General features: G+C 69.8%; 11 protein-coding genes. 5 read left to right on the top strand and 6 right to left on the bottom strand.

Features of this window, described 5'->3' with window-relative positions; genetic code table 11:
* Window positions 1–29: 29 nt before the first annotated feature.
* The 5 genes from RUR49_RS10630 to RUR49_RS10610 form a co-directional block, all read right to left on the bottom strand.
* Window positions 30–2492, bottom strand: coding sequence for an arsenate reductase (azurin) large subunit (locus RUR49_RS10630; protein ID WP_409146330.1), 2463 nt, complete (start codon window positions 2490–2492; stop codon window positions 30–32).
* Window positions 2493–2504: 12 nt separating this feature from the next.
* Window positions 2505–3026, bottom strand: coding sequence for an arsenate reductase (azurin) small subunit (locus RUR49_RS10625; protein WP_409146329.1), 522 nt, complete (start codon window positions 3024–3026; stop codon window positions 2505–2507).
* Between the two features lie 205 nt (window positions 3027–3231).
* Entirely contained in the window at window positions 3232–4551 is a 1320-nt protein-coding gene (locus RUR49_RS10620; protein ID WP_409146328.1) for a sigma-54-dependent transcriptional regulator, read from the bottom strand.
* Window positions 4541–5983, bottom strand: coding sequence for a sensor histidine kinase (locus tag RUR49_RS10615; protein WP_409146327.1), 1443 nt, complete (start codon window positions 5981–5983; stop codon window positions 4541–4543). Before RUR49_RS10615 ends, RUR49_RS10620 begins: the two co-directional genes overlap by 11 nt.
* Window positions 5984–5988: 5 nt before the next feature.
* Window positions 5989–6864 carry a PhnD/SsuA/transferrin family substrate-binding protein gene (locus tag RUR49_RS10610; RefSeq protein ID WP_409146326.1) on the bottom strand — a complete coding sequence of 292 codons (876 nt, stop codon included), beginning with the start codon at window positions 6862–6864 and terminating at the stop codon, window positions 5989–5991.
* 633 nt (window positions 6865–7497) lie between these two features.
* On the opposite strand from RUR49_RS10610, the gene kdpA reads away from it, so the two are divergent.
* From kdpA to RUR49_RS10585, 5 genes are all read left to right on the top strand, one after another.
* Entirely contained in the window at window positions 7498–9207 is a 1710-nt protein-coding gene (kdpA, locus tag RUR49_RS10605) for a potassium-transporting ATPase subunit KdpA (protein WP_409146325.1), read from the top strand.
* 69 nt (window positions 9208–9276) lie between these two features.
* Window positions 9277–11331 carry a potassium-transporting ATPase subunit KdpB gene (gene kdpB, locus RUR49_RS10600; protein ID WP_409146324.1) on the top strand — a complete coding sequence of 685 codons (2055 nt, stop codon included), beginning with the start codon at window positions 9277–9279 and terminating at the stop codon, window positions 11329–11331.
* 12 nt (window positions 11332–11343) lie between these two features.
* Entirely contained in the window at window positions 11344–11916 is a 573-nt protein-coding gene (kdpC, locus tag RUR49_RS10595; protein WP_409146323.1) for a potassium-transporting ATPase subunit KdpC, read from the top strand.
* 27 nt (window positions 11917–11943) lie between these two features.
* The gene (locus RUR49_RS10590) at window positions 11944–14619 is read left to right on the top strand and encodes a DUF4118 domain-containing protein (protein WP_409146322.1); all 2676 of its coding nucleotides are present in this window, start codon (window positions 11944–11946) and stop codon (window positions 14617–14619) included.
* Window positions 14616–15311, top strand: a complete 696-nt coding sequence (locus RUR49_RS10585; protein WP_409146321.1) for a response regulator — start codon at window positions 14616–14618, stop codon at window positions 15309–15311. Before RUR49_RS10590 ends, RUR49_RS10585 begins: the two co-directional genes overlap by 4 nt.
* Window positions 15312–15502: 191 nt before the next feature.
* Here RUR49_RS10585 and RUR49_RS10580 read toward each other — a convergent pair whose 3' ends face one another.
* A complete protein-coding gene (locus tag RUR49_RS10580; protein WP_409146320.1) occupies window positions 15503–24049 on the bottom strand; it encodes a GH36-type glycosyl hydrolase domain-containing protein in 8547 nt (2848 codons plus the stop codon).
* Between the last annotated feature and the right edge of the window lie 536 nt (window positions 24050–24585).

The raw sequence follows: 24585 nt of genomic DNA, 5'->3' as shown, positions 1-24585 counted from the left end.
CGGGCCAATGGCCCGCCGCAGAGTCTAACTCAAGCAATATATTCCTTAGACTTGAAGGTGATGTGCCGGACACCTTCCGGGGCATCGGCGATCTTGCGGATGTCGCCCCAGGTCTGCTTGTAGTTCGGGATGACGAACTCGTTTACCCCGGCCGAGACGACGTTGCCCTGCACGCCGCTCGGGTAGCCGAACAGCATGAAGGCCTGCTTCCGCTTCGCCGTCGGCGTCGGATAGGCCATCGCCTGGGTGGAGCCGTTGTCGTTGTAGACCTCGACGAGATCGCCCTCGCCGAGCCCCAGTTCCACCATGTCGTCCGGGTGCATCTCGATGAAGGGGTAAGGCCAGCGGTCCATGACGAGTTCGTTCTCGACGTCGAGATAGGCGCTCTGCCAGACGAGGTTGGCGCGGCCGTTGTTGATGAGGAAGGCGAACTTGTCCTTCTCGGCCTGCTTGCCGGGCGCCTGCAGCCCGCGCCACTGCGTCTCGGCGAAGGTCGCCTTGCCGTCCGGCTTGTTGAACTTGCCGTCGGTGAACAGCCGCTTGGTGCCGACGATCTTGCCATCCTCGAAGCCGGTCGCCGGCTCTTGGAAGCCGTTCGTCCCCATCGCGCGCAGCCGCTCGTAGGTGACGAACTCGCCGCCCTTCTCATGGGCGTGGTAGCCGTCCATGAAGGCGTCCTCCTCGGTCTTCCAGTCGAAGCCCTTGAAGTTGGTGGCGACCTCCGGCTTGCCGATCTCGGTGAACACGCGCTCGAGGTTGTTGGCGAGGCGGGCGGCGATCAGGCAGTCCGGCATCGCCTGGCCGGGCGGGTCCATGTAGCGCTCGGTGATGCGCATTCGCCGCTCGCCGTTCATTGAGGTGAGGTTCATCTCCCCCGAGGTGGCGGCCGGCAGGATGACGTGCGCCGCCTCGCCGATCTTCGTCGGCACGATGTCGACATCGACGGCGAACAGCCCGCCCTGGCGGATCGCCCCCATGATCGCCTCGACCATGGCGCCGCGGTCACCGTAGGGCACGGTGCTCATGGCATCCTTCACGAGGTCGGTGCGCTTCTTGTAGACGCGCTTGAACTCCATGGCGTTGAGTGTCGTCTTGTAGTGGTCGCAGGCCCAGACGTGGTGGACGCCGCCCTTGCCCTCGATCAGCAGCTTGTCGACATAGGGCGCCGGCCGGCCGATGAAGCCGTCGGCCGGGCGCGAGTAGCCCTCCTGGTGGCCGCCCATGCGGACGCAGCCGCCGCCGGGCCGGCCGATGTTGCCGGTGGCGAGCGCGAGATTCACCAGCGCCTGGTTGGTGCGATAGTTGTCGTTGCCCCAGATCAGGCCCTTCTCGTAGGCGAACATCGTCCGGCGGCGAGCGCCGCCCGCCTTCGGCTCGGCGATCCAGGTGATCGCCTTGACGATGTCGCCCTCCGACAGCCCGGTCGCTGCGGCCGCCTCCGCCACCGTCACCTTGTTCGCCGCCACCGCCGCGTCGAAGCCCGTCGTTGAAGCCTCGATGAAGTCGCGGTCGACCCAGCCTTTCTCCGCCGCATGGGTGAGCCAGGCGTTGAACAGGATGAGATCGGTGCCGGAGTTGATGGCAAGGTGCAGCACGTTGTCCTTGCCGGCCTCGACCTCGCAGGCGTTGACGGTGACGGTGCGGCGCGGGTCGACGATGACGACGCGGGCGCGGTCGACCGGCTCGTCGCCGAACTCCGCCTGCTTCTTGGCCGCCGAGGCGCCGCGCAGGTTCGGGACCCAGTGGTTCAGGAAGTAGTTGGTCTGCGTCTCCAGCGCATTCGTGCCGACGGCGACGATGGTGTCGGCGAGCTCGGCGTCCTCATAGGCGTTGTTGAGCTCTCCGACGCCCATGTCGCGCGAGCCGTGAACTTCCGAATTGTAGGCCGGGCGATTGTGGATGCGGATGTTCCTGATCTTCATCGCCTGGAAGTAGAGCTTGCCGGTGCCCCAGGTGTTCTCGTAGCCGCCACCGGCGCCGCCATGGTCGAAGGCGGAGACGAACAGGCCGTCCTCACCCTGCTCGGCGATCACCGCGGCGGTGACGCGGGCGACGAGGTCGAGGGCATCGTCCCAGCTCGTCGGCTGCAGCTGGCCATAGCGCCAGACGAGCGGATCGGTGAGGCGCTGCAGCTGCGTGTTGCGCTGGCGCGAATGGCTCATCTCGGCGATGCGCGCCCCGCGCACCGAGCCGAGGCCGGAGTTCACCACGCAGTCCTTGTCGGGCTTGATGACGAGGTGGACGTCCTTCCCGTCCTGCTTGACGAGGTTGTACATCGACGGCGCGTACCAGGCGGCGGTCTCCGCCGGCTGCTGCTTCGACAGGTCGACGCCGAAGGCATTGTCCGCCGGGGCGGTGCCGCCCTCGTAGCGGGCGTCCCAGCTGTAGGCCTTGTAGCCGCAGCCGACGATGCAGTAGTGGCAGACGACGGTCTGAACCTTGGCGTCGGCCGGGATGATCGGCAGGCGGCCGATCTGGCGCTTGTAGGCCATGTTCGTCTCCCCTCAGAGCACGTTCGACAGGCGGCCGTAGAGAAGCTCGTCGACGCCTTCGGCGTAGACGTCGCCCTTCTCGTCGACGCGCAGCACGTATTGCGGAAGGTTCTGGGTCGCCTGGCCCCAGACCTGCTGGCCGCCCTTCTCGCAGTCGAAGCGCGAATAGTGGCCGGGGCAGTTCAGGGTGCGATCGGAGACGTGGAAGTTGAGGGGAAAGCCCTTGTGCGGGCAGACCGTCGAGAACCCGACGATGTCTCCGTCGGGGCCGACGCCGCCCGGCACGGCCGTGCCGAGCTTGATGAGAACGCCCGGCGCGTCGTCATCCGGATAGGCGACGGCGAAGGGCTCGTCGACCTTCAGGTCCGAGAGATTGGCGAGGCGGTCGGCGGGATACTTGACGAGTGCTGCGGTCGGCGCCGCCTTGGCGGGTGTCGGCATCATCGCGGCGGCGGCCGCACCGGCAGTGGCGGCACCGGCGCCGGTCAGGAATCGACGGCGCCCGACGTCGACGAGGTTGTTGCACCTCTTCATGGACTTCCTCCCAGGAGACGTTGGATCCGAACGGATCACGGCTCGCTTTGCAGGAGGCCTGCCAGTCCAGAAACCTAATCGATATCAGTCGGTTGTGAGCTGCGGGACGGGAAGCGCCAGAGCCGACTGTCCGGAAATCCGAACATGATGCAGCGCCGTCGGTTCGGGATGTCGAACGCCCCGGCGATTCCCTTGCGGGTGCGTCTCAGCCCTCGCCGGCGATGCCGAAGCGGCGCATCTTCTCCCACAATGTCGTGCGGCCAACGCCGAGCAGGCGGGCAGCGGCGGCGATCTCGCCGTTCGTCTGCGACAGCGCCCGCAGGATGTGGCGGCGCTCTGCCGCGTGTCGCGCATCCTCGAGGCTCGGCAAGGCGTCCGAACCCGAGATATCTGGCATCTCGGGGAAGAGATCGGCGGGTACCATCCACGGGCCTAGGCCCAGCGCGACGGCGCGCTCCACGCGGTTGCGAAGTTCGCGCACGTTGCCGGGCCAGGCATGCCCGCGCGCCGCCTCCTCGGCCAGCGCACCGACGCCGCGCAGCGTCGTGTCGAGGCTCGCCGCGCTCTCGGCGAAGAAGCGCTCGATCAGCCAGGGGATGTCGTCCACCCGCTCGCGCAAGGGCGGCATCCGCACCGAGACGACGTTGATGCGGTAGAAGAGGTCGGCGCGAAAGCGGCCGTCCTCGACGCGGATCGGTAGGTCGGCGTTGGTTGCCGCGATCAGCCGCCCGCGGAAGGCGATCGGCTTCTCGCCACCGACGCGGTGGAACGAGCGCTCCTCGACGAGGCGCAGCAGCTTCGCCTGCAGCGAGGGGTGGAGTTCGCCGATCTCGTCGAGGAAGAGCACGCCGTCGCTCGCCCGCTCGGCATAGCCGAGGTGGCGTTGCGCGGCGCCGGTGAAGGCCCCCTTCTCGTGGCCGAACAGCTCGCTTTCCAGGAGATCCGCCGGGATCGCCGCACAGTTCACCGCCATGAATGGGCGGCCGGCCGACTCTGAGCTGGCGTGCAGGAAGCGCGCCGCGACCTCCTTGCCTGTGCCCGTCTCGCCGGTGATCAGCACCGTCGAGCCGATCCGGGCGAGCCGGCGGAGCAGCCGCTCCACCTCGAGCATCGCGGCGGAGACGCCGAGAACGGGCGCGTCCGAGGGAGTGCGGGCCGGCATAAGGTCGCCGAGACGGACGAGGAAGTCGGCGATATCGAACGGCTTGGTGACGTAGTCGGCGGCGCCCGCCCGCATCAGGCGCACGGCCTGGTCGATATCGGCATGACCAGTGATGAACAGAAAGGGCGGCGCCCCTGCCGTGCGCGCGGCGTGCCGGAACAGGGTCTCGCCATCGAGATCGGGCAGGCGGATGTCGCAGACCACCGCATCGACCCGCGCCGACGCCATCGCGTCGAGGGCGTCGCGGCCGCGCTGCCACCAGCGCACCGTGATGCCTTCCAGAGCGAGGCGCTGGACGAGGCTCTCGCCCATGATCGGGTCGTCCTCGACGAGGCCGACGATGCGCTGGTCGTCAGGCGACATGGGCGAAGTCCTCGCGCGGGCGGAGCGGAAAGCGCAGCCGGACGATCGTCCCGCCACCGGGGGGGCATTCGACGTCGGCCCGTCCTCCGAGGTCGTCGAGCAGCCGCCGAGTAGTCCACAGACCGAGCCCGCCACCGCGCGCTAGCGGCGGCCCCTCGGCCGGCCCGGAGAGCGTCGCCACTGCATGGGCAGGCATGCCGGCGCCCCTGTCGGCGATCGCCAGTGACAGGGCACCTGTGCCGCAGTCGACGGCGAGGCTGACGTCCGAGCCCGGCGGCGCCGCCGCGACGGCGTTGAGCAGGAGGTTCAGCGTCGCCTGGCGGACGGGGGTACTCGGCAGCGGGATCTGCCGGCAGTCGCAGGGCGAGATACTCACCGTCACCGACCGCCGGCGCGCCTCGGCCGCAACCAGCAGCCGGAGATCGGAAAAGTCGCCGGAGGTGAGGAGCCGGGCGGCATCGTCGGCGCGGTAGAGTGTCAGCATGGTGCGCACGACGTCGCGGATGCCGAGGAGGCCGCGGTCGATGAGCCCGATCGAGCCGGCGCGCACGTGTGCCAGATGGCCGTGGGTCTTCAGCGTCGCGAGCGCATTCAGCATTCCCCCGAGTGGATTGTTGATCTCGTGCGCGACGGCCGAGGCGAGGCGGCCGAGGCTCGCGAGGCGCTCCTCCTCGGCGAGGCGGCGCGACAGGTCCTCGCGCTCGGCCATCGAGCGGACGAGCGCATTGTGGCGGCGGAACAGGTTGCCGAATTCGCCGCGCGTGCGCGCCACTACCGCGTCCGGTATGGGCGTGGGGGCAGTCTCCCCCTCCCGGCCGAGATGACGTGACAGCACCCGCACGGGCCGCATCATCACCGACACCATCAGCCAACCACCGGCTGCGAGCAGCAGCGTCAGCAGTCCGTTCGTCGCGGCCAGCGTCGCCAGCACCTGCCGCCGTTCCGCGGCGAGATGACGGGTGTCGAAGGTCGTGCGGATGACACCGACGGCGCGACCGGGATAGGCGAGCACGCGCACGGCGCTCGCCGTCTCGCCGCCCGGGTCGAAGCCGAAGTCGCGGCCGTCCGGCACGGCGTCGGGTGGCGGCAGCACGGCGCCGATCGGGTACCGGCGCGGATCCGATGCCGCGATGACCCGCCCGTCCGCACCGGTGACCACCGCCTCGACCGGGTGCAGGCCCTTGTTCAGCTCCTGGGCCCGCTCGAGCGCATCGAAAACCTCCCATGGATCGTCGCGCAGGATCGACGGCGCGAGTGAGGACGACAGGCCGTCGAGGTAGCCCTGGGCGAGATCGCGCAGGTGTCGTTCCTGCGTGTCGGCGAGGCGCGCCATGACTCGTTCCGACAGCACGACGCCGACCAGCACCATCAACGCCGCCACGGCGAGCGGAACCTTGAGGGTGATCGGCCAGGTGCGGGGATCGAGCCGCATCAGCTTCATCCGGCGGCAGCGACGAGGGCGGCCTTCGCAGCGATGGCGTCGAACAGCGATGGCGGCTCGCTGGCGAACCCGTCGAGCCTCAGCATGCCGAGCACGGCACGTCCCTCCGGCTCGTCGGCCATCGCCAGCAGCGCCGAGGTGAGGGCCGCGAGGCGACCGGGATCGGGAGGCTGGCGCGGCGCGGCGATCGGCGGGAAGCCGAGCCATTCGGACGCCCGCAGGATGCGCGTTCCCTCCGTCAGCCGCGGCTCGAGCTCCGAAACCACCTCGTAGACGTAGCCGTCGACGGACCCGGACGCCGCGAGCCCCGAGGACACCGCACGAATGACGTTGCGGTGGCCATAGGTGAACAGCGTGCGGGAGAAGAAGCCGTCCGGCCGCTCGCCCGCTTCGGCGAGAGCGGCCCGCGTCTGCAGGAAGCCGGAGTTGGAGTCCGGGTCGGAAAAGGCGTGCACGTCGCCGCGCAGGTCGGCGAGGCTGCTGGCGGCGCGATCGGAGGCAACGATCAGGTAGGCCTGATAGAGCGGCCGCCCCCGCCACAGCGGCACGGCGACGAGTTGCAGCGCATCGCGGTGGGCGACGAACGGAAAGCCGCAGATCCAGGCGGCGTCCAGTTCGCCCGCGACGAGCAGCGCCGTGATCTCCTGGTAGGTACGCCGCGTCACCAGAGCAACGGGCGAGCCGGTGGCGCGTTGCAAATAGGCCTCGAGCCGGCCTAGCAGTTCAAGGTCGGAGGTCAGGAAGACGGGCGTCAGGCCGAAGCGGATCGCTGAATCGGACCGAATCTTGGCCTGGGTCCCGGTCGTGGACACCAGCACCAGCGTCCCGGCCAGCGCAAGCACGCTGCGACGGTCGAATGGATCGCTGAGCATCGATCCTCCCAATCTGTAATTGTTCTTGATCCGACGTTACGCCACCCTCGCTCCAGGGCAAACTGCCAACTTCGGCGATCCGTCAACTGCTGGTCGAGCATCATCGCAAGCTGTTCACGCCGACGCCGAACGACGCCACGCGAGGGGCTCGCGCCTTAGATGTCAGCCGCAGCCGCGGCTCCGCCTAACGTATTGCAGCTTCATCCCGCCGGAATCGTGATGCCCCTGCACTGCCTGAAAAATGCGACGTAGCGCGCATAAGTGATCTTTATTTTTTCTTTATTTCGCCGACCCTCAATTGGCATGGATTTCTTATGTCACTCTGACTGATGTTTCCACTGTCCTGTGTGGCATTGGAAACATCATGTCAGACCTCTTCTTCTTGGTACTCGGCCTCGGTGCCTTCGCGGTGTTGTCACTGTACGCCCGCTGGGCGGCAGGCGCCTGAGCGACACCATGTTCGATCTCGTCTTCGGCGGCGGCACGGCAGCCCTGCTCGCCCTCTACCTCGTCGCCGCCCTGCTGTGGCCACAGCACTTCTGACAGCCGCCTCAGCACTGTGAATGACCTCGCCCCCGCCGTTCGGCCGCAGGGGACGCAACCTTTTTGACAAACCACAGAAGGCCCCCCGCCATGACCCTGAACGGCTGGCTGCAGATCGCGCTGCTGTTCGCCCTCGTGCTCGTCGCCGCCGCGCCCCTCGGCGCGCTGATGGCGCGCGTGTACGCCGGCGAGCGCACGTTGCTCACCCCCCTCTTCGGCCCGCTCGAGCGCGGGCTCTACCGCCTCGCCGGCATCGATCCGGCGCGCGAGCAGGGCTGGCTCGGCTATACGCTGTCGATGCTCGCCTTCAACGCGGCGGGCTTCGTGCTGCTCTACGCCATCCTGCGCCTGCAGGGCGTGCTGCCGCTGAACCCCCTTGCCTACGCCGCGGTGCCGCCCGACCTCGCCTTCAACACCGCCGTCAGCTTCGTCACCAACACCAACTGGCAGGCCTACGCCGGCGAGGCGACGATGAGCCTGTTCAGCCAGATGGCCGGGTTGACGGTGCAGAACTTCCTGTCGGCGGCGACCGGCCTCGCGCTCGCCATCGCCCTGGTGCGCGGCTTCGCGCGGTCGAAGGCGGCCGGCGTCGGCAACTTCTTCGTCGACGTGACGCGCTCCACCCTCTACGTGCTGCTGCCGCTCGCCTTCGTCACGGCGATCGCGCTCGTCGCCCTCGGCATGCCGCAGACGCTGCAGGGTTCGGTGGAGGTGACGACGATCGAGGGCGGCCAGCAGACGCTCGGCCTCGGGCCGGTCGCCTCGCAGGTGGCGATCAAGCAGCTCGGCACCAACGGCGGCGGCTTCTTCAACGCCAATGCCGCGCACCCCTTCGAGAACCCGTCGGCGCTGACCAATCTTGTCCAGACCTGGCAGATGCTGGTGGTGGCGACGGCCCTCGTCTTCGCCTTCGGCCGCCTCGTCGGCGACCGCCGGCAGGGCCGGGCGATTCTCGTCGCGATGGGCGTCATCCTCCTCGCCGGCGTCGGCATCGCCTACTGGGCCGAGGCCGCCGGCACGCCGATGCTCGCCGGCGCCGGCCTCGATGTCGCCGGCGGCAACATGGAGGGCAAGGAGGTCCGCTTCGGGCTCGCGCTCTCCGCGCTGTGGGCGGCGGTGACGACGGGCCTGTCGTGCGGCGCGGTGAACGCCATGCACGGCTCCTTCACGCCGATCGGCGGGCTTGTGCCGCTGTTCCTGATCCAGCTCGGCGAGATTCTGCCGGGCGGCGTCGGCTCCGGGCTCTACGGCATGCTGGTGATGGCGATCGTCGCGGTGTTCGTCGCCGGCCTGATGGTCGGCCGCACGCCCGAATATCTCGGCAAGAAGATCGAGGCGAAGGAGATGAAGATGGCGGTGCTCGCCATCCTGATCCTGCCGACGGCGATTCTCGGCTTCTCGGCGGTGGCGGCCGTACTGCCGGTGGCACTCGCCGGCCTCGGCAACGCCGGCCCGCACGGGCTGAGCGAGATCCTCTATGCCTACTCGTCGGCCGCCGGCAACAACGGCTCGGCGTTCGCCTCGCTGTCGGCGAACACGCCGTGGTGGAACACCACGCTCGGCCTCGGCATGCTCGCCGGCCGCTTCGCCACCATCGTCCCGATGATGGCGATCGCAGGCTCGCTGGCGGCGAAGACGCGCGCCACCGCCTCCACCGGCACTTTCCCGACGCACGGCCTGCTATTCGTCGGCCTGCTCGTCGGCGTGATCCTCATCCTCGGCGGCCTGCAGTACTTCCCGGCGCTCGCCCTCGGCCCGATCGCCGAGCAGGTGCAGATGCTCGCCGGCAAGACCTTCTGAGGCCCGTCGACCTCGGTTTCCTTCTGGCGTCTGGCCCTTCGAAGGGCCGGCAACGGAGCTCCCTTCGTCATGTCCTCCAAAGCAACCTCTCCAATGGTGTCGGGCGACCTCGTCGCCCGCGCCGCCCTCGATGCGCTCGCCAAACTCAACCCGGCCAAGCTCGTCAAGAACCCGGTGATCTTCGTCACCGAGGTCGTCGCGGTGCTCGTCACCGTGCTGTTCCTGCGCGATCTCGTCTCCGGCGCCCCCGCCGGCTTCACCGGCCAGGTCGCCGCCTGGCTGTGGTTCACCGTGCTGTTCGCCAACTTCGCCGAGGCGATCGCCGAGGGGCGCGGGCGCGCCCAGGCGGATTCGCTGCGCAAGGCGCGCACCGAGACGACCGCCAAGCGCTTGGCGAAGCCGAGCGACTGGGCCCAGTGGAAGCCGGTGTCGGCGCTCGACCTCACCGTCGGCGACCACGTGCTGGTCGAGGCCGGCGACCTCATCCCCGGCGACGGCGAGATCGTCGTGGGCATCGCCTCGGTCAACGAGGCGGCGATCACCGGCGAATCCGCGCCGGTGATCCGCGAGGCGGGCGGCGACCGCTCGGCCGTTACCGGCGGCACCACGGTGATCTCCGACTGGCTGGTGGTGCGCATCACCGCCGCGGCCGGCTCCTCCTTCCTCGACCGCATGATCGCCCTCGTCGAGGGCGCCGAGCGGCAGAAGACGCCGAACGAGATCGCGCTCGCCATCCTGCTCGCCGGCATGACGCTCATCTTCCTGATCACGGTCGTGTCGCTCACCGGCCTCGGCGCCTATTCGGGCACCGACATCCCCGTGCCCGTGCTGGCGGCGCTGTTCGTCACGCTGATCCCGACGACCATCGGCGGCCTCTTGTCGGCGATCGGCATCGCCGGCATGGACCGCCTGATCCGCCACAACGTGCTCGCCATGTCCGGCCGCGCCGTCGAGGCGGCGGGCGACGTCGACACGCTGCTGCTCGACAAGACCGGCACCATCACCTTCGGCAACCGCATGGCGACCGAGATCGTCGCCATGCCGGGCGTCGACGAGGGGGCTGCTGCCGAGGCCGCGCTGCTCGCGAGCCTCGCCGACGAGACCGCCGAGGGCCGCTCGATCGTCAAGCTCGTCGCCGAGCGCACCGGCATCGCCCCGCCGACGCTCGCCGCGGACGCCGCGACGTTCATCACCTTCTCCGCCCAGACGCGGCTCTCCGGTGTCGACCTCGGCGGCCGGCGCATCCGCAAGGGCGCGGTCGACGCGGTGCGCCGTTTCGTCGGCGACGCCGCCGGGCGCACGCTGCCTGAGCCGCCGGCCTTCGCCGCCGCCGTCGAGCGCATCGCCCGCTCGGGCGGCACGCCGCTCGCGCTCTGCGAGGGCGATCGGCTCTTGGCCGTCGTCCACCTCAAGGACGTCGTCAAGCCGGACATCAAGGAGCGTTTTGCCGAACTGCGCCGCATGGGCATCCGCACCGTCATGGTGACCGGCGACAACCCGGTGACGGCGGCGGCGATCGCATCAGAAGCCGGTGTCGACGACTTCATCGCCGAGGCGACGCCGCAGGACAAGCTCGCTTACATCCGCACCGAACAGGCGAGCGGCCGGCTGGTGGCGATGTGCGGCGACGGCACCAACGACGCCCCTGCCCTCGCCCAGGCCGACGTCGGCGTCGCCATGCAGTCCGGCACCCAGGCGGCGCGCGAGGCCGGCAACATGGTCGACCTCGATTCCGACCCGACGAAGCTCATCGAGATCGTCGCGATCGGCAAGCAGCTCCTGATGACGCGCGGCGCGCTGACGACCTTCTCGATCGCCAACGACGTGGCGAAGTACTTCGCGATCATCCCGGCGCTGTTCATCGCGACCATCCCGGAACTCGGCGTCCTCAACGTCATGGGCCTCGCGACGCCGGAGAGCGCCATCCTCTCGGCGGTGATCTTCAACGCCCTCGTCATCGTGGCGCTGATCCCACTTGCCTTGCGCGGCGTCGGCTACCGCGCCGTCGACGCCGGCGCGATGCTCGCCCGCAACCTGACGATCTACGGCCTCGGCGGCGTCCTCGTGCCGTTCGTTGGCATCAAGGTGATCGACTTCGTCGTCACCGCCCTCGGCCTCGCCTGACGGAGCAAAGTCATGACCCTCGTTTCCCAGCTGCGGCCGGCGATCGTGCTGCTCGCCGCCTTCACCATCCTCACCGGTCTGCTCTACCCGCTCGCGGTCACCGGCATCGCCCAGGCGGTGTTCCCGACGGCCGCAAACGGCAGCCTGATCGAGCGCGGCGGCGGCATCGTCGGCTCGGCCCTGATCGGCCAGCCCTTCGCCGGCGAGACCTGGTTCCACCCGCGGCCGTCGGCGGCGGGCGCCGGCTACGACGGCCTCGCCTCGTCGGGCTCGAACCTCGGCCCGACAAGCGCCAGGCTCGCCGACCGCATCGCCACCGACGTGGCGCGGCTGCGCGCGGAGGGCGTCGAAGGTCCCCTGCCGGCAGACCTTGTGACCACATCGGGCAGCGGACTCGATCCGGACCTGTCGCCGGCGGCGGCGCTCGCCCAGGTGCCGCGGGTCGCCGCCGCCCGTGGCCTGCCGGAAGCGGACGTGCGCGCGCTGGTCGACCGCAGCGTCGAGGGACGGACGTTCGGCCTTCTCGGCGAGCCGCGCGTGAACGTGCTGCGCCTCAACCTCGAACTCGATAGCCTGCGGCCCTGATCTCTTCGCCGCGAACCGTCAGCCGCCATGGCCCCCCTCGACCCGACCCGCGCCTCGCCCGACGCCCTGCTTTCCCTCGCCGGCCGCGAGGGGAGCGGCAAGCTGCGGGTATTCCTCGGGGCGGCACCGGGGGTCGGCAAGACCTTCGCCATGTTGCAGGCGGCGCAGGGCGCCCGCCAGGGCGGCCGCGATGTCGTCGTCGGACTGGTGGAGACGCACGGGCGACGGGAAACCGAGGCGCTGCTCGACAGCCTCGAGGTGCTGCCGCGCAAGATGGTCGCCTACCGCGGCCGCCTCGTCGCCGAGTTCGACCTCGAGGGAGCGCTCGCCCGCCGGCCGGGGCTGCTGATCGTCGACGAGTACGCCCACTCGAACGTGCCCGGCAGCCGTCACCCGAAGCGCTGGCAGGACGTGCAGGACCTGCTCGCCGCCGGCATCGACGTCTGGACGACACTGAACGTCCAGCACCTCGAGAGCCTGAACGACGTCGTGCAGCGCATCACCGGCGTGCAGGTGCGCGAGACGGTGCCCGATACGGCGCTGCATGAGGCCGACGACATCGTGCTCGTCGACCTGCCGCCGGACGAACTCCTGCAGCGCCTCGCCGACGGCAAGGTCTACGTCGCCGACACGGCGGCACGCGCCGTGCAGAACTTCTTCAAGCCCTCGAACCTCACGGCGCTGCGGGAACTGGCGCTCCGCCGCGTCGCCTCCACGGTCGACCGCGATCTCATCGAGCAGATGCAGGGCGCCGCCATCGGTGGCCCATGGGCGGCGGGCGAACGCATCCTCGTCTGCATCGGGCCGGACGAGGCCGCCCAAGGCCTGATCCGTCATGCCAAGCGGATCGCCGACCTGCTCGGCGCCCCCTGGTTCGCCGTCACCGTCGAGCGCCCGAGCGCCCGCATCGACGATGCCGACCGCTCGCGCCTCGACGCCGCGCTCCGCCTCGCCGAGAGCCTCGGTGCCGAAACGCGCGCCCTCGTCGGCACGGACCTGCCGACGGAGATCCTGAACTTCGCCCGCTTCGAGAACATCACGCAGATCGTCGTCGGGCGCGCCCGCCCGAACCGGTTCGCGCCGTTCGGACGGCGGCCGCTGTCGGATGCCCTCGTCCGCCGCGCCGACGGCATCGCCGTGCAGGTCGTCACAACCGGCACCGAGAGCGTGCGCCGCCTGGCGTGGCACCGCCTGCTGCCTCCGATCCGCCCCCTCCGGGGCTACGTCGTCGCCGCCGCCGGGGTCGCCGTCGCCGCTGTGATCGGCCAGGGGCTGGCGACGGTGGTGGCGCTGCCGAACGTGTCCATGCTGTTCCTGCTCGCCGTCGTCGTGCCGGCGATCCTGTTCGGCGTCTGGCCGGCGGTGTTCGCCTCGGTGCTGTCGTTCCTCGCCTACAATTTCTTCTTCACGAGCCCGTTCCACACCTTCACCGTCGCGCAACCGCACGAGCTCCTGGCGCTGACGATCTTCCTCGTCATCGCCGTCTCGATCTCGGCCATCGCCGGCGTCGCCCGCGAGCAGGCGACGGCCGCCGTGCAGCGCGTCCGGGCGACGCGCCGGCTCTACGAGTTCACCCGCAAGCTCTCCGCGCTCGCCGACGAGGCCGGCGTCGCTGAGGCGGCCGCCACGGCGATGCAGGCGGTGATGGGCCGGGGCATCGTGCTGCTCCTCGCCCGTGAGGGCGAACTTGCCATCGTCGCCGCCTGGCCGCCGGAGGACACTCTCGACACCGCCTCCCAGATCGCCGCGCGCTGGTCCTACGAGCGCGGCGAGACGGCCGGCGCGGACACCGGCACGCTGCCGAGCGCGCCGTGGCTGTTCCTGCCGCTGACCGCCTCCGGCCGCCGCCTCGGTGTCGTCGGCGTGGCCGCGGCGGCGGACGGTGTGCCCCTCGACGGTGAGCGGAGGGCGCTGCTCGACACACTGATCGACCAAGCGGCGGTGGCGCTCGATCGTGCCATGCTGTCGCGCGAGATCACCGCCACCCGGACAGCAGCGGAAACGGAACGCGTGCGCAACATCCTGCTCGCCTCGATCAGCCATGACTTCCGCACGCCGCTCGCCTCCATCCTCGGCGCCGCGACCAGCCTCATCGACTACGGATCCCGCATGGACGAGCCGGCACGGCGAGACCTGCTCGCGCAGGTGAAGGAGGAGGCGGAACACCTCGACGCGATGGTCCGCAACCTCCTGTCGATGACGCGTCTGGAGGCCGGCGGCCTCGAGCTCCGACGGGACTGGACGGACCTCGGCGAGATTGCCGGCCGCGTCGCCGAACAGGCGCGCCGGCGCGGCGCCCGCCAGCCGATCGCGGTGACGGTGGAGCCGTCGCTGCCGCTCGTGCGCGCCGACCCGAGCCTCGTCGAGCAGGCCGTCGCGAACGTCGTCGGCAACGCCGTCAAGTACGCGGGCGCCGAGGCCCACATCGTCGTGGCGCTAAGCGTCGAGGATGATATGGCTGTGGTGAGGGTCACCGACGACGGCCCCGGCATTGCCCCCGACGTACTCCCGCACGTGTTCGAAAAGTTCGTGCGCGCCGAGTGGCACGCCGGCGACGGCGGTCACGGCTCCGGGCTCGGTCTCGCCATCGCCAAGGGGATCCTCGGAGCACACGGGGGAAGCGTCGGGGCAGAGAGTCCGGTGGACGGGGCGCGCGGAGCGCGCATCACCCTGCGGCTGCCGTTGCCGGAATCCGCGCGATGACCGGATCGACTTCGACGGTGCTGGTGGTGGACGACGAGCCGGCGATCCACCGCTTCCTCACACCCGCGCTCGCCGCCAACGACTATGCGGTGGAGTCCGTCGAGACCGGCGCCGCGGCGCTCCGGGCGATCGCTGCCCGCGCACCCGACATCGTCGTCCTCGACCTCGGCCTGCCGGACATGGACGGCAAGGAGGTGATCCGGCGCGCCCGCGCCTTCTCCGACGTGCCGATCGTCGTGCTGTCGGCCCGCGACCGCGAAGCCGAGAAGATCGAGGCCCTCGACCTCGGCGCCGACGACTTCGTCAACAAGCCCTTCGGCGTCGGTGAACTGATGGCGCGCCTGCGCGCGGCGCTGCGCCATCGCCGACAGCGGCGCGGCGAGCCTGCTGTGGTCCAGGCAGGTGACATCGAGATCGACATCGCCCGTCATCGCGTCACCAAGGCTGGCGCCGAGGTGCACCTGACGGCCCGTGAGTTCGATCTCTTGGCGCTGCTCGCCCGCCACGTCGGGATGGTGCTGACGCATCGCCAGATCCTCACCGCCGTCTGGGGACCTGCCCATGCCAACGACACACAGTATCTGCGTGTCTATATCCGCCAGCTACGCCAGAAACTGGGAGGCGGCGATGCCGAACACATCAGAACGGAGTCTGGTGTCGGATACAGGCTTGAGGCGGCGACGGAGCGCTGACGTCGGCAGCCGTTTCTGCCAATGACAATGAACGCACAACCCACTGCGCCCGATGCTTGAAGTTGGAGAAGCCAGTCGCAATTTCCACGATGTACCTGTGCAATTGTCGAAGGTGAGTCCCCTGCCATGGCAGCGGATCGACCCCTTCCAGTAGCATCGTCTTGAACACCGCCTGTGGCCGGCTTGGAGCTTCAACCGAGCGCCACGTGGATGTCGTGGGCCCCTCCATCCTTGACGAGGCCCACACGCAAGGGCCGCACTTCGACCGGCTTGCCGTCGAGCGAGGCGCTTCGGACGCCGCGGCCGGTCGCATCCGGGTTCTCGACGACGATCCGGTAGCGCGCGGTGCCATGCCGGACCCACATCTCGAAGCCCGGCCAGGTCTTGGGAATACACGGGTCGAGGTGGAGCACGTCGCCCTCGATGCGCAGACCGAGGATCGCCTCGACACCCGCCCGTTGCATCCAGCCCGCAGAGCCGGTGTACCAGGTCCAGCCGCCGCGTCCGACGTGAGGGCCGGCGGAATAGACGTCGGCGGCGACGACGTAGGGCTCGACCTTGTAGCGCAGGACGTCCGCCCGCCGGCGGGCGTGGTTGATCGGGTTGAGCAGCGAGAACAGCCCGGCCGCCCGATCACCGTCGCCCAGTGCGGCGAACGCCATCACCGACCAGGTGGCGGCGTGGGTGTACTGCCCGCCGTTCTCGCGCACGCCGGGCGGGTAGCCCTTGATGTAGCCGGGATCGAGCGCCGTCTTGTCGAAGGGCGGCGTGAACAGGAGCGCCAGTCCGTCCCGGTGGCGGATCAACTCGCGGTCGAGCGAGGCGATCGCGAGGGTGGCCCGGTCCGGGTCGGCGGCGCCCGACAGGACCGCCCACGACTGCGCGATCGAGTCGATGCGGCACTCTTCGCTCGCCGCCGAGCCGAGCGGCGTGCCGTCGTCGAAGAAGCCGCGCCGGTACCAGTCGCCATCCCAAGCCTCCCGCTCGATGGCGGTGCGCAAGGCGACCATGTGGGAGCGCCAGACGGCGGCGCGCTCCGGCTCGCCGCGGGCCTCGGCGAAGGGCGCGAACGCCTCCAGCGCCGCGTGCAGGAACCAGCCGAGCCAGACGCTTTCGCCGCGGCCGGCCTCGCCGACGCGATTCATGCCGTCGTTCCAGTCGCCGGTGCCGATCAAAGGCAGGCCGTGCGCGCCGACCGCGAGGCTGTGGTCGAGGGCGCGGGCGCAGTGCTCGTAGAGCGAGGCGGTCTCGTCCGCGATGGTCGGCAGGAAGAAGGCGTCGTGCTCACCGGCCTCGAGCTGCTGGCCTTCGAGGAAGGGTAAGGTCTCGTCTAGAACGCTGGCGTCACCGGTAGCGACGACGTGGTGGGCGACGGTGAACGCGAGCCAGGCGCGATCGTCCGAGATGCGCGTGCGCACCCCCTGTCCGGAATGCGGCAGCCACCAGTGCTGCACGTCGCCCTCGACGAACTGGCGGCCGGCGGCACGCAGCAGGTGGGCGCGCGCCATCGCGGGGCGCGTGCCGACGATCGCCATCCCGTCCTGCAGCTGGTCGCGGAAGCCGTAGGCGCCGCTCGCCTGGTAGAAGGCCGAGCGCGCCCAGACGCGGCAGGCGATCGTCTGGTAGAGCAGCCAGCCGTTCAGCATGATGTCCATCGGCCGGTCCGGCGTCTTCACCTGCACCGCGCCGAGGACGTCGTCCCAGTGGCGGCCAATCTCCGCGAGTACACCATCGAGACTGGCCGTCCGGTAGCGCGCGATCAGGCTGCGGGCCTCGTCGGCGTCGGCGGCCTCGCCGAGCACAACGATGATCTCGGCACGGCCATGGGCGGGAATCTCCACCGTGGTGCGCAGTGCGCCACAGGGATCGAGGCCCGCGCCGACGGCGCCGGAGAGGCGCGCGCCGCCCGAGAGTGCAGCCGGCGCCGCGAGTGTGCCGTTGCGGCCGACGAAGGCGCGGCGATCGCCCGTCCAGTCCTCCTGCCGCCCCCCGAGGTCGACGAAGGCGACGCGCGAACCGAAGGCGGCGCTCCACGGATTGCGCGCGAACATAGCGCCGGTGGCGGCGTCCATTTCGGTCGTGACGAACGGCAGCGTCGCCGAGCGCGAGGCGCCGAGCACCCATTCGACATAGGACGTCACCGAGATGCGTCTGGGCCGCGCCGACTGGTTTCGGAGCGTCAGCCGCGAGATCTTCACAGGTGCGTCGAGCGGCACGAACTGCAGGAGGTTGGCCGCGATGCCGTGCCGAGTGTGCTCGAAGCGGCTGTAGCCGCGCCCGTGCCGGGCGACATAGGTCCCCCGCTCGTCACGGATCGGAAGCGCGGTGGGACACCACAGGTCGCCGGTTTCGTCGTCGTGCAGGTAGATGACCTCGCCGGAACGGTCGGCGACGGGATCGTTCGACCACGGCGTCAGCTGGTTCTCCCGGCTGTTGACAGACCACGTATAGCCGCTGCCCTCGGTCGCCACCTGAAAGCCGAAGGCAGGATTTGCGATCACGTTGATCCAGGGTGCCGGCGTCGACTGCCCGGGGCCGAGGATCGTCACGTACTCACGGCCGGCATCGGCAAAGCCGCCGAGGCCGTTGAAGAACTCCAGGACGGGCATCGGCGTCGGCGGGATCGGCCCGTCGTCTCGGGGGCGCTTGGTGACGACGCTCTTCGCCGGTCCGCTGATCGCGGCGACGCGGTTGATCTGGTCGACGAGGCTGCCGCGCTGGGCGACGAGCACCACCCGCGCCACGGCGGCGAGCAGACTGCGCGTCTCGGCCGGGATCAGGTCGGCCCGCAACACGACGACGCGACCCGGCGGACCGCCGCTGGTGCGCGGCCGTGACTGGCTTGTGCGGACCGCGCCTTCAAGCGCCACCTGCAGGTCCTGAACATACGACGAGGCGCGCTCGTTGAGGATGACGAGGTCGACGGCGAGCTGCTTCATCCGGAAGTACTCGTGTGCCTGCAGGAGCTGGCGCACGAAGCTCAGGCCGTCCATGTCGCTGATCCGCACGAGGACGATCGGCAGGTCGCCGGAGAGCCCCTGCCCCCAAAGCCCGGATTGGGCTCCGGCGCCCCGCAGGATCGTGTCGGAGGACGGGCGCATCGCCGGGGCGGCATAGACGACGTGACCGGCGAGCGTCTGGAAGAGACCGGCCTCGCCGGCGTCGATGCCGAGGTGATGCAACTGCACCTGCGCCTGCGTCCACGCGAGCGTACCCGCCCGCCCGAAGGCGGTGGTGTCGCGGTGCTGGTCGACGAGGTCGAGTACCGCGGCGCGGGTCGAGGCGACCACTGTCCAGAAATCGACCCGGACCGTCGCGCCCCGCGCCACGCGCACGCGACGACGCATCGCGAAGATCGGATCGAGGACGGTGCCGACGGTGTTCGACAGCGGGCGGCCGTCGATCACCGCGATCGGCGTGCGGACGCCGTTGCCGCGGCCGAGGAAGCGGGCGCGGTCGGTCTCGATCTCCGGCCGCCCGACCACCTGCCCATCGACGACGGAGAGATGGGCGGCCCAGACCTCGGGCTCCGACGGCGCGCGACGGCGGCGGGTCGCCAGGACGGCCCCGACGGCCGGGAGGTACTCGGTCTCGACGAAGAGCTTGGAGAAGGCCGGATGGGCGACATCGGAAGACTGTGGCGCGAGCACGAGCTCGGCATAGGAGGTGACCTCCACCTCGCGCACCCGGCTGCCGGCATTGGTGATCGAGATGCGGCGCACCTCGGCGTCGTCTTCCGACGAGACGATCACCTCCATCGTCGTGGTGAGCGTGCCGTCGTGGCGCGCATAGACGGCGCGGTCCTCGTTGAAGACGACGGAGTAGCTGTCCGGCTCGACACCAATCGGCTGCGCTCCCGCCGACCAGACGTCGCCGCTGCGCACGTCGCGCAGGAAGACGTAGGAGCCGAAGTCGTCGCAGGTGGCGTCCTCGCGCCAGCGGGTGATCGCGAGGTCTCCCCAGCGGCTGAAACCGGAGCCCGCCGCGGTGACGAGGCTCGTGTAGCGGCCGTTCGACAGAAGCAGCGTCGCGGGCGTCGGCTGCGTGGCGTGCATGAAGCGGCGCTCGCCGGAGGCTTCGGGCTCGTGAATGCGGGCAACCGCGGTGGTCTCCACCTCCCAAGGTTGGGCCACCGAGACGTCGCGCGGAGGGCGTTCCTGCAGGAGCAGTTCCGTCGCCTGGATCGCCGGCTCGGAATGGAAGCGTGAGCGCATGCGGCCGCCGAAGATCGCATCGGCGATGGCGACGATGCTCATGCCCTGGTGGTGCGCCATGAAGGACCGGACGATCGCCACCCCTTCGCCGTCCGGCACTCGGCCCGGCGTGTAGTCGAGTGCTTCATAGAAGCCGTGGCGCCCGCAGGCGCCGGCGTCGGAAAGCCGGCCGAAGTTGGCGACGGCCGCACGCGGATCGACCATCGCGCCGAGCGCCGACGCGTAGGGTGCGATCACCCGGTTCTCGCCGAGGCCGCGCTTCAGTCCCAAACCGGGAACGCCGAAGTTCGAGTACTGATAGGTATATTCGATGTCCCGGGCGTTGTAGGCGGATTCCGATATGCCCCAGGGCAGCTTCAGTGAAGCGGCGTAGTCGATCTGGCGGCGGACGATCAGCCGACTGGTCTGCTCGAGCAGGCTTCCGGCCGGGGCGCGCATGACGAGCGACGGCATCAGGTACTCGAACATCGAGCCGGACCAGGAGACGAGAGCGGCACCATGGGACGCTGGTGTGACGCTGCGACCCAGGCGGAACCAGTGGCGGGCAGGAACGTCGCCCTTGGCGATCGCAAGGAAGCTCGCGAGCCGGGCCTCGGATGCGAGCAGATCGTAGCAGTTGGCGTCGAGCATCGCCTCGGGGACGAGGTAGCCGATCGACAGGAGATGCCGGTCGGGGTCGAGCAGGAAGCCGAACTCCGTCGCGAGCGCCATGGCGCGGGCGGTCGCCTCGAGGTCGGCGAGGCGGGCCTCGAACGCAGACCCCTCGACCGCCGGCATGGCGATGTCGCGGCGCTGGGATTCGATCGAGGCGAGAACCGCCCGCGCCCAGAACAGCATGTCGGCACCGCTGTCGTCGCCGCGCTCGATGGCGAGGGCATTGGCGATGTCGACCACCGTCTCCGCCTCGCCGGAGAGTGCCGCGAGGCGCGACGCGACGAGGTCTGCATCCCGATCCGGCACGGCAGCGACGGCGCTGACCAGGGCAGCGAGGGCCGCTTCGAACTGCGGCAGGGTGACGGTCTGCGTGCGTCGCCCGTCCTTCAGCGCGATCGCCTGCAGGCGCGTCAGTTCCAGGGCGTCGACGATGCCGGCGAGCGCCGTGGTCGGGGCGGCGTCGGTGCGCCACTGCCGCAGCGCGTTGGCAAGCGCGATGAGGTGCCCGGCGAGGTTGCCGCTGTCGACGGACGAGACGTAGCGCGGGTCGAGCGGACGCAGGTCGCGGGTGTCGTACCAGTTGTAGAGGTGGCCCCTGAAGTGCTCCATCTCGGCGATCGTGCCGAGCGTCCGCTCCAGGCGCTCGGCCGCGTCAGCTCTGCCGATCCAGCCGAAGTCGTTCGCGCTCACCACAGAGAGCAGGTAGAGGCCGATGTTGGTCGGCGAGGTGCGGTGGGCGATGACGGGGGCCGGGTCCTCCTGGAAATTGTCGGGGGGGAGGAAACGATCCTCGGCCGTGACGAACGTCTCGAAGAACCGCCAGGTCCGGCGCGCCGTCAGCCGCAGGGCCCTGGCTTCGGCATCGGAAACGGCCACCTGCCCGGCCGCGTGCGGGGCCCGGCTGACCCACACCGCAACTGCCGGGGACAACGCCCAGAGGGCCGCCAGCGGCACCGCCAGCACCCAGGTCCCCTGCCCCGAGACCCAGGCGACGAGAACGGTGGCGGCGGCGATGACCAGCGCGCCGGCCATGCGGCGATAGGTTCCGGCGAGCCCGAGGCCGGGCCCACTCGCCACCTGCGCCGCAGGTATCCATTCGAGAAGGTGGCGGCGGCTGACGAACAGCCGCCACAGGGTGCGCAGGATGGCATCGCCCATCAGCCACGCCTGGTGCGCCAGGAAGATGATGATCAGCGCCGAAAGACTGAGCGCCAGCGTCAGGTCGCTCGAGAAGGCACGGGTGTGGCTAGAGATGGTGATGCCCGAACGGCGCGGCACGATGGCGGCGACAAGCGGGATGAGCGTCGGCAGCACGATCGTCGCGAGCACGAAAACGGTCCACACCACCGCGGCGCCAAGCGGCAGCAGCAGGCCGGCGAGCAGGGCCGCGACGGCGGCCGGCGCGGAGACGGTGCGCCGCAGGTTGTCGAGCATCTTCCAGCGGCCGATCCGCGGCACGTCCCCACGCGCCCCGTCTGCCCCGGGGGTCTGCGGGCCGCAGCCGAGGATCCAGGGCAGCAGTTGCCAGTCGCCGCGCGCCCAGCGGTGGTGTCGCATCGCACCGACGTCGTAGCGGGCGGGAAATTCCTCCACGACCTCGACGTCGGAGGCGAGTCCGGCGCGGGCGAAGGCACCCTCGAACAGGTCGTGGCTGAGCAGCGCTCCGTCGGGCACCCGCCCGGCGAGCGACGCCTCGAAGGCGTCGACGTCGTAGATGCCCTTGCCGGCGTAGGAGCCCTCGCCGAACAGGTCCTGGTAGACGTCGGATACAGCGGCGGCATAGGGGTCGATCCCGCTGATGCTCGAGAAGATCCGCTGGAACAGCGATCCCTCGCGCCCGACCGGCAGCGACGGCGTCACCCGCGGCTGCAGCACCGCGTAGCCCTCCACCACCCGGCCCGCCGGCGCGTCGAAGCGCGGGCGGTTCAGCGGGTGGGCCATCTTGCCGATGAGCCGGCGAACCGTGTCGCGCGGCAGGCGCGTATCGCTGTCGAGCGTGACGACATAGCGGATGCCCGCCGGTGGCGACGGCGCCGCACCGTCGATGTCCACGAAGGTCGTCGGGCCGCTTCCCCGCAGCAGTCGGTTCAGCTCGTGCAGCTTGCCGCGCTTGCGCTCCCAGCCGATCCAGCGCCCCTCGCTTTCGCTCCAGACGCGACGGCGATGGAAAATGAGAAAGCGCGCGCCGCCTTCCGCCGGGCCGTGGCGCCGGTTGAGCCGGGCGATGCCGGCCGCCGCCGCCGCCAGCAGGGCCTCGTCCCCCTCGACGTGCTCGGTCGCCGCATCGGTGAAGTCCGACAGCAGCGCGAAGTGCAGGTCGCCCTCCGGGCTCGCGAGATAATGCACCTCCAGGCGCTCGATCTGTTCGTCGATCGCCGCCTGCGTCGTCAGCATCGTCGGCACCGCCACCAGCGTGCGCATTGTGGCAGGGATGCCATCGCGCAGCTCGAGGGCGGGCAACGGCTTCGCGCCGAAGCCGAAGGCGACGAACCGGTTGGCGAGCGCCACGGCGGCGTCGATGGCCGGGACGGCGCCGAGCACGGCGAGGAGGACGAGCAAGCCTACGGAGGTCCCGGCGGAGACCAGGGCGATGACCGGGATCGCCAGCAGGATCGCGGCGAGGAAGCCGCTGGCCGCGACATAGCCGCTGATGCCGAACGCCCGATTGAGGCCGACAGGCCAGCGCCGCAGCGGCCGGCGATAGCCCATTGACTTTGCGAAGGCATCGTAACCGCCGGCGATGAGGTGATAGCCAGGATCGCTGCGGCGCGGGTCCGCCGGTGCCTCACCGTCGCCGCGATGTTCCTGTCCGGCTGCGACGGCAGCACGCGCGATCTCGAGTTCCGTGTGGCCGGAGCCGCGAGCGAGGTCCTCGATGGCGCTGCGGTAGAGGTTGCGAGTCGGGAAATCCATCTCGCCGAACGCACTGCCGGAGGCGAGTTCCGCATCGACGAGACTGATGTCCTCGAAGTGCAGCGTCCAGTCGACCTCGGCGATCATCCGGATGCTGGTGATGATGTTGCGCACCGAAACGTTCGAGGCGCCTTGGCGACGGTGGACATCACGGACCGCACTGTCGGCGGTCGCCCCCTGCTCGTCGAGGCGCCGGTCGAGCCAGGTCAGCGCCGGCGTGATGCGCGGATCCTGGTCACGCAGCCGGTGCAGCAGTTGCACCGCAAACGGCTCCGACAGCGTCCCGGTCTCATGGTCTGCGAAGACGACCGACACCGGCTCGGCGACGTGACCACCGACACCGAGCAGGCGGTCGGCGAGGAGATCGGCAAGCTGGCGGGCGGCGCGGTTGTCGACGATCTGCTGGGCGAGCCGGCGAAGATTCTCGACGAGAACGATCCGCAAGGTGATCGAGAGCGCCCACAGCTCGCCGATCGTCAGCGGCTGCACCTCCTGGTAGGCGCGCATGTACCGCAGCAGCATGTCGCCGTCGTAGCGGCTGTCGGTGTGTGCCACGAACGCCCAGGCGATGCCGAAGACGCGCGGGTAGCCGACAAACGGTCCTGCGGCGAGCTTCGGCAGTTCGCGGTAGTAACCGGGGGGCAGGTCGGAGCGGATCTCGCGGACCTGCCTCTCGACCAGATGGTAGTTGTCGATCAGCCACTCGGCCGCCGGCGTTATGGCGCGACCCTCGTCGACCGCCTGGACGATCGTCCGATAGGCTGAGAGAAGCACGACGCCATTGTCGGCGAGCCGCCCGGCGAGTGGCCTGCCCTCGTCCGACTGCAACAGCACCGGCTGCGCACGCGCGAGGCTGCGGGCGTGTTCCTCGAGGCGCTCGGCGCTGAAGAGCTCCTCGCGGATCGCCTCGTCGTTGCTCCACGGCGGCTGCGCCGACCTGCCGAAGAGTTGCCGCATGAGAGCTGCCAAAACACGGCCTTTCCGCGGACGTGCTTGTCCGGATTGATTGCGGTGACGTGCGGGATCATCCAGCACGCGGCCAGCCGCGACGCGGCGCCCAAAATGGTGCCGCCGCAAACACGAGGCAGGGGCGCCCAGCCGCTTGCGCGGATTTCTGGGCGCTCCTCAGGGTCAGTTGCGGCAACCGGAGATCAGTCGGCGACTTCCATTCACGGTTGGTCGCCGCCCCAATGTTCACTATGCGCCAATGAACAGCGCATTGCAATCCCGACAGGTCATAGAACAATAAGATCGGCAAGATAACTCGGGCGCCGTCGGACAAATAACTGTTGGAACACTGCTAATGGCTCGACGCCGGCATCAGTCACTACTTGCGCCGTACACCGAAAAGCAGGCGGCCTTTGGAATCCAGAGCTACAGAAACTACCAAGACTGCGGCCTCGCGGCACCAATCATCTCGCATCGCCGGGCGACGTTTCATCTCGCATCGCCGGGCGACGTTGCCCGGCTATTGGCCACGACGGAGAACGCCG

This window comes from Pseudoxanthobacter sp. M-2 (assembly GCF_046156265.1).
Classification (GTDB): Bacteria; Pseudomonadota; Alphaproteobacteria; order Rhizobiales; family Segnochrobactraceae; genus CAMDHY01.
This window is presented reverse-complemented; position numbering and strand designations above follow the sequence as displayed.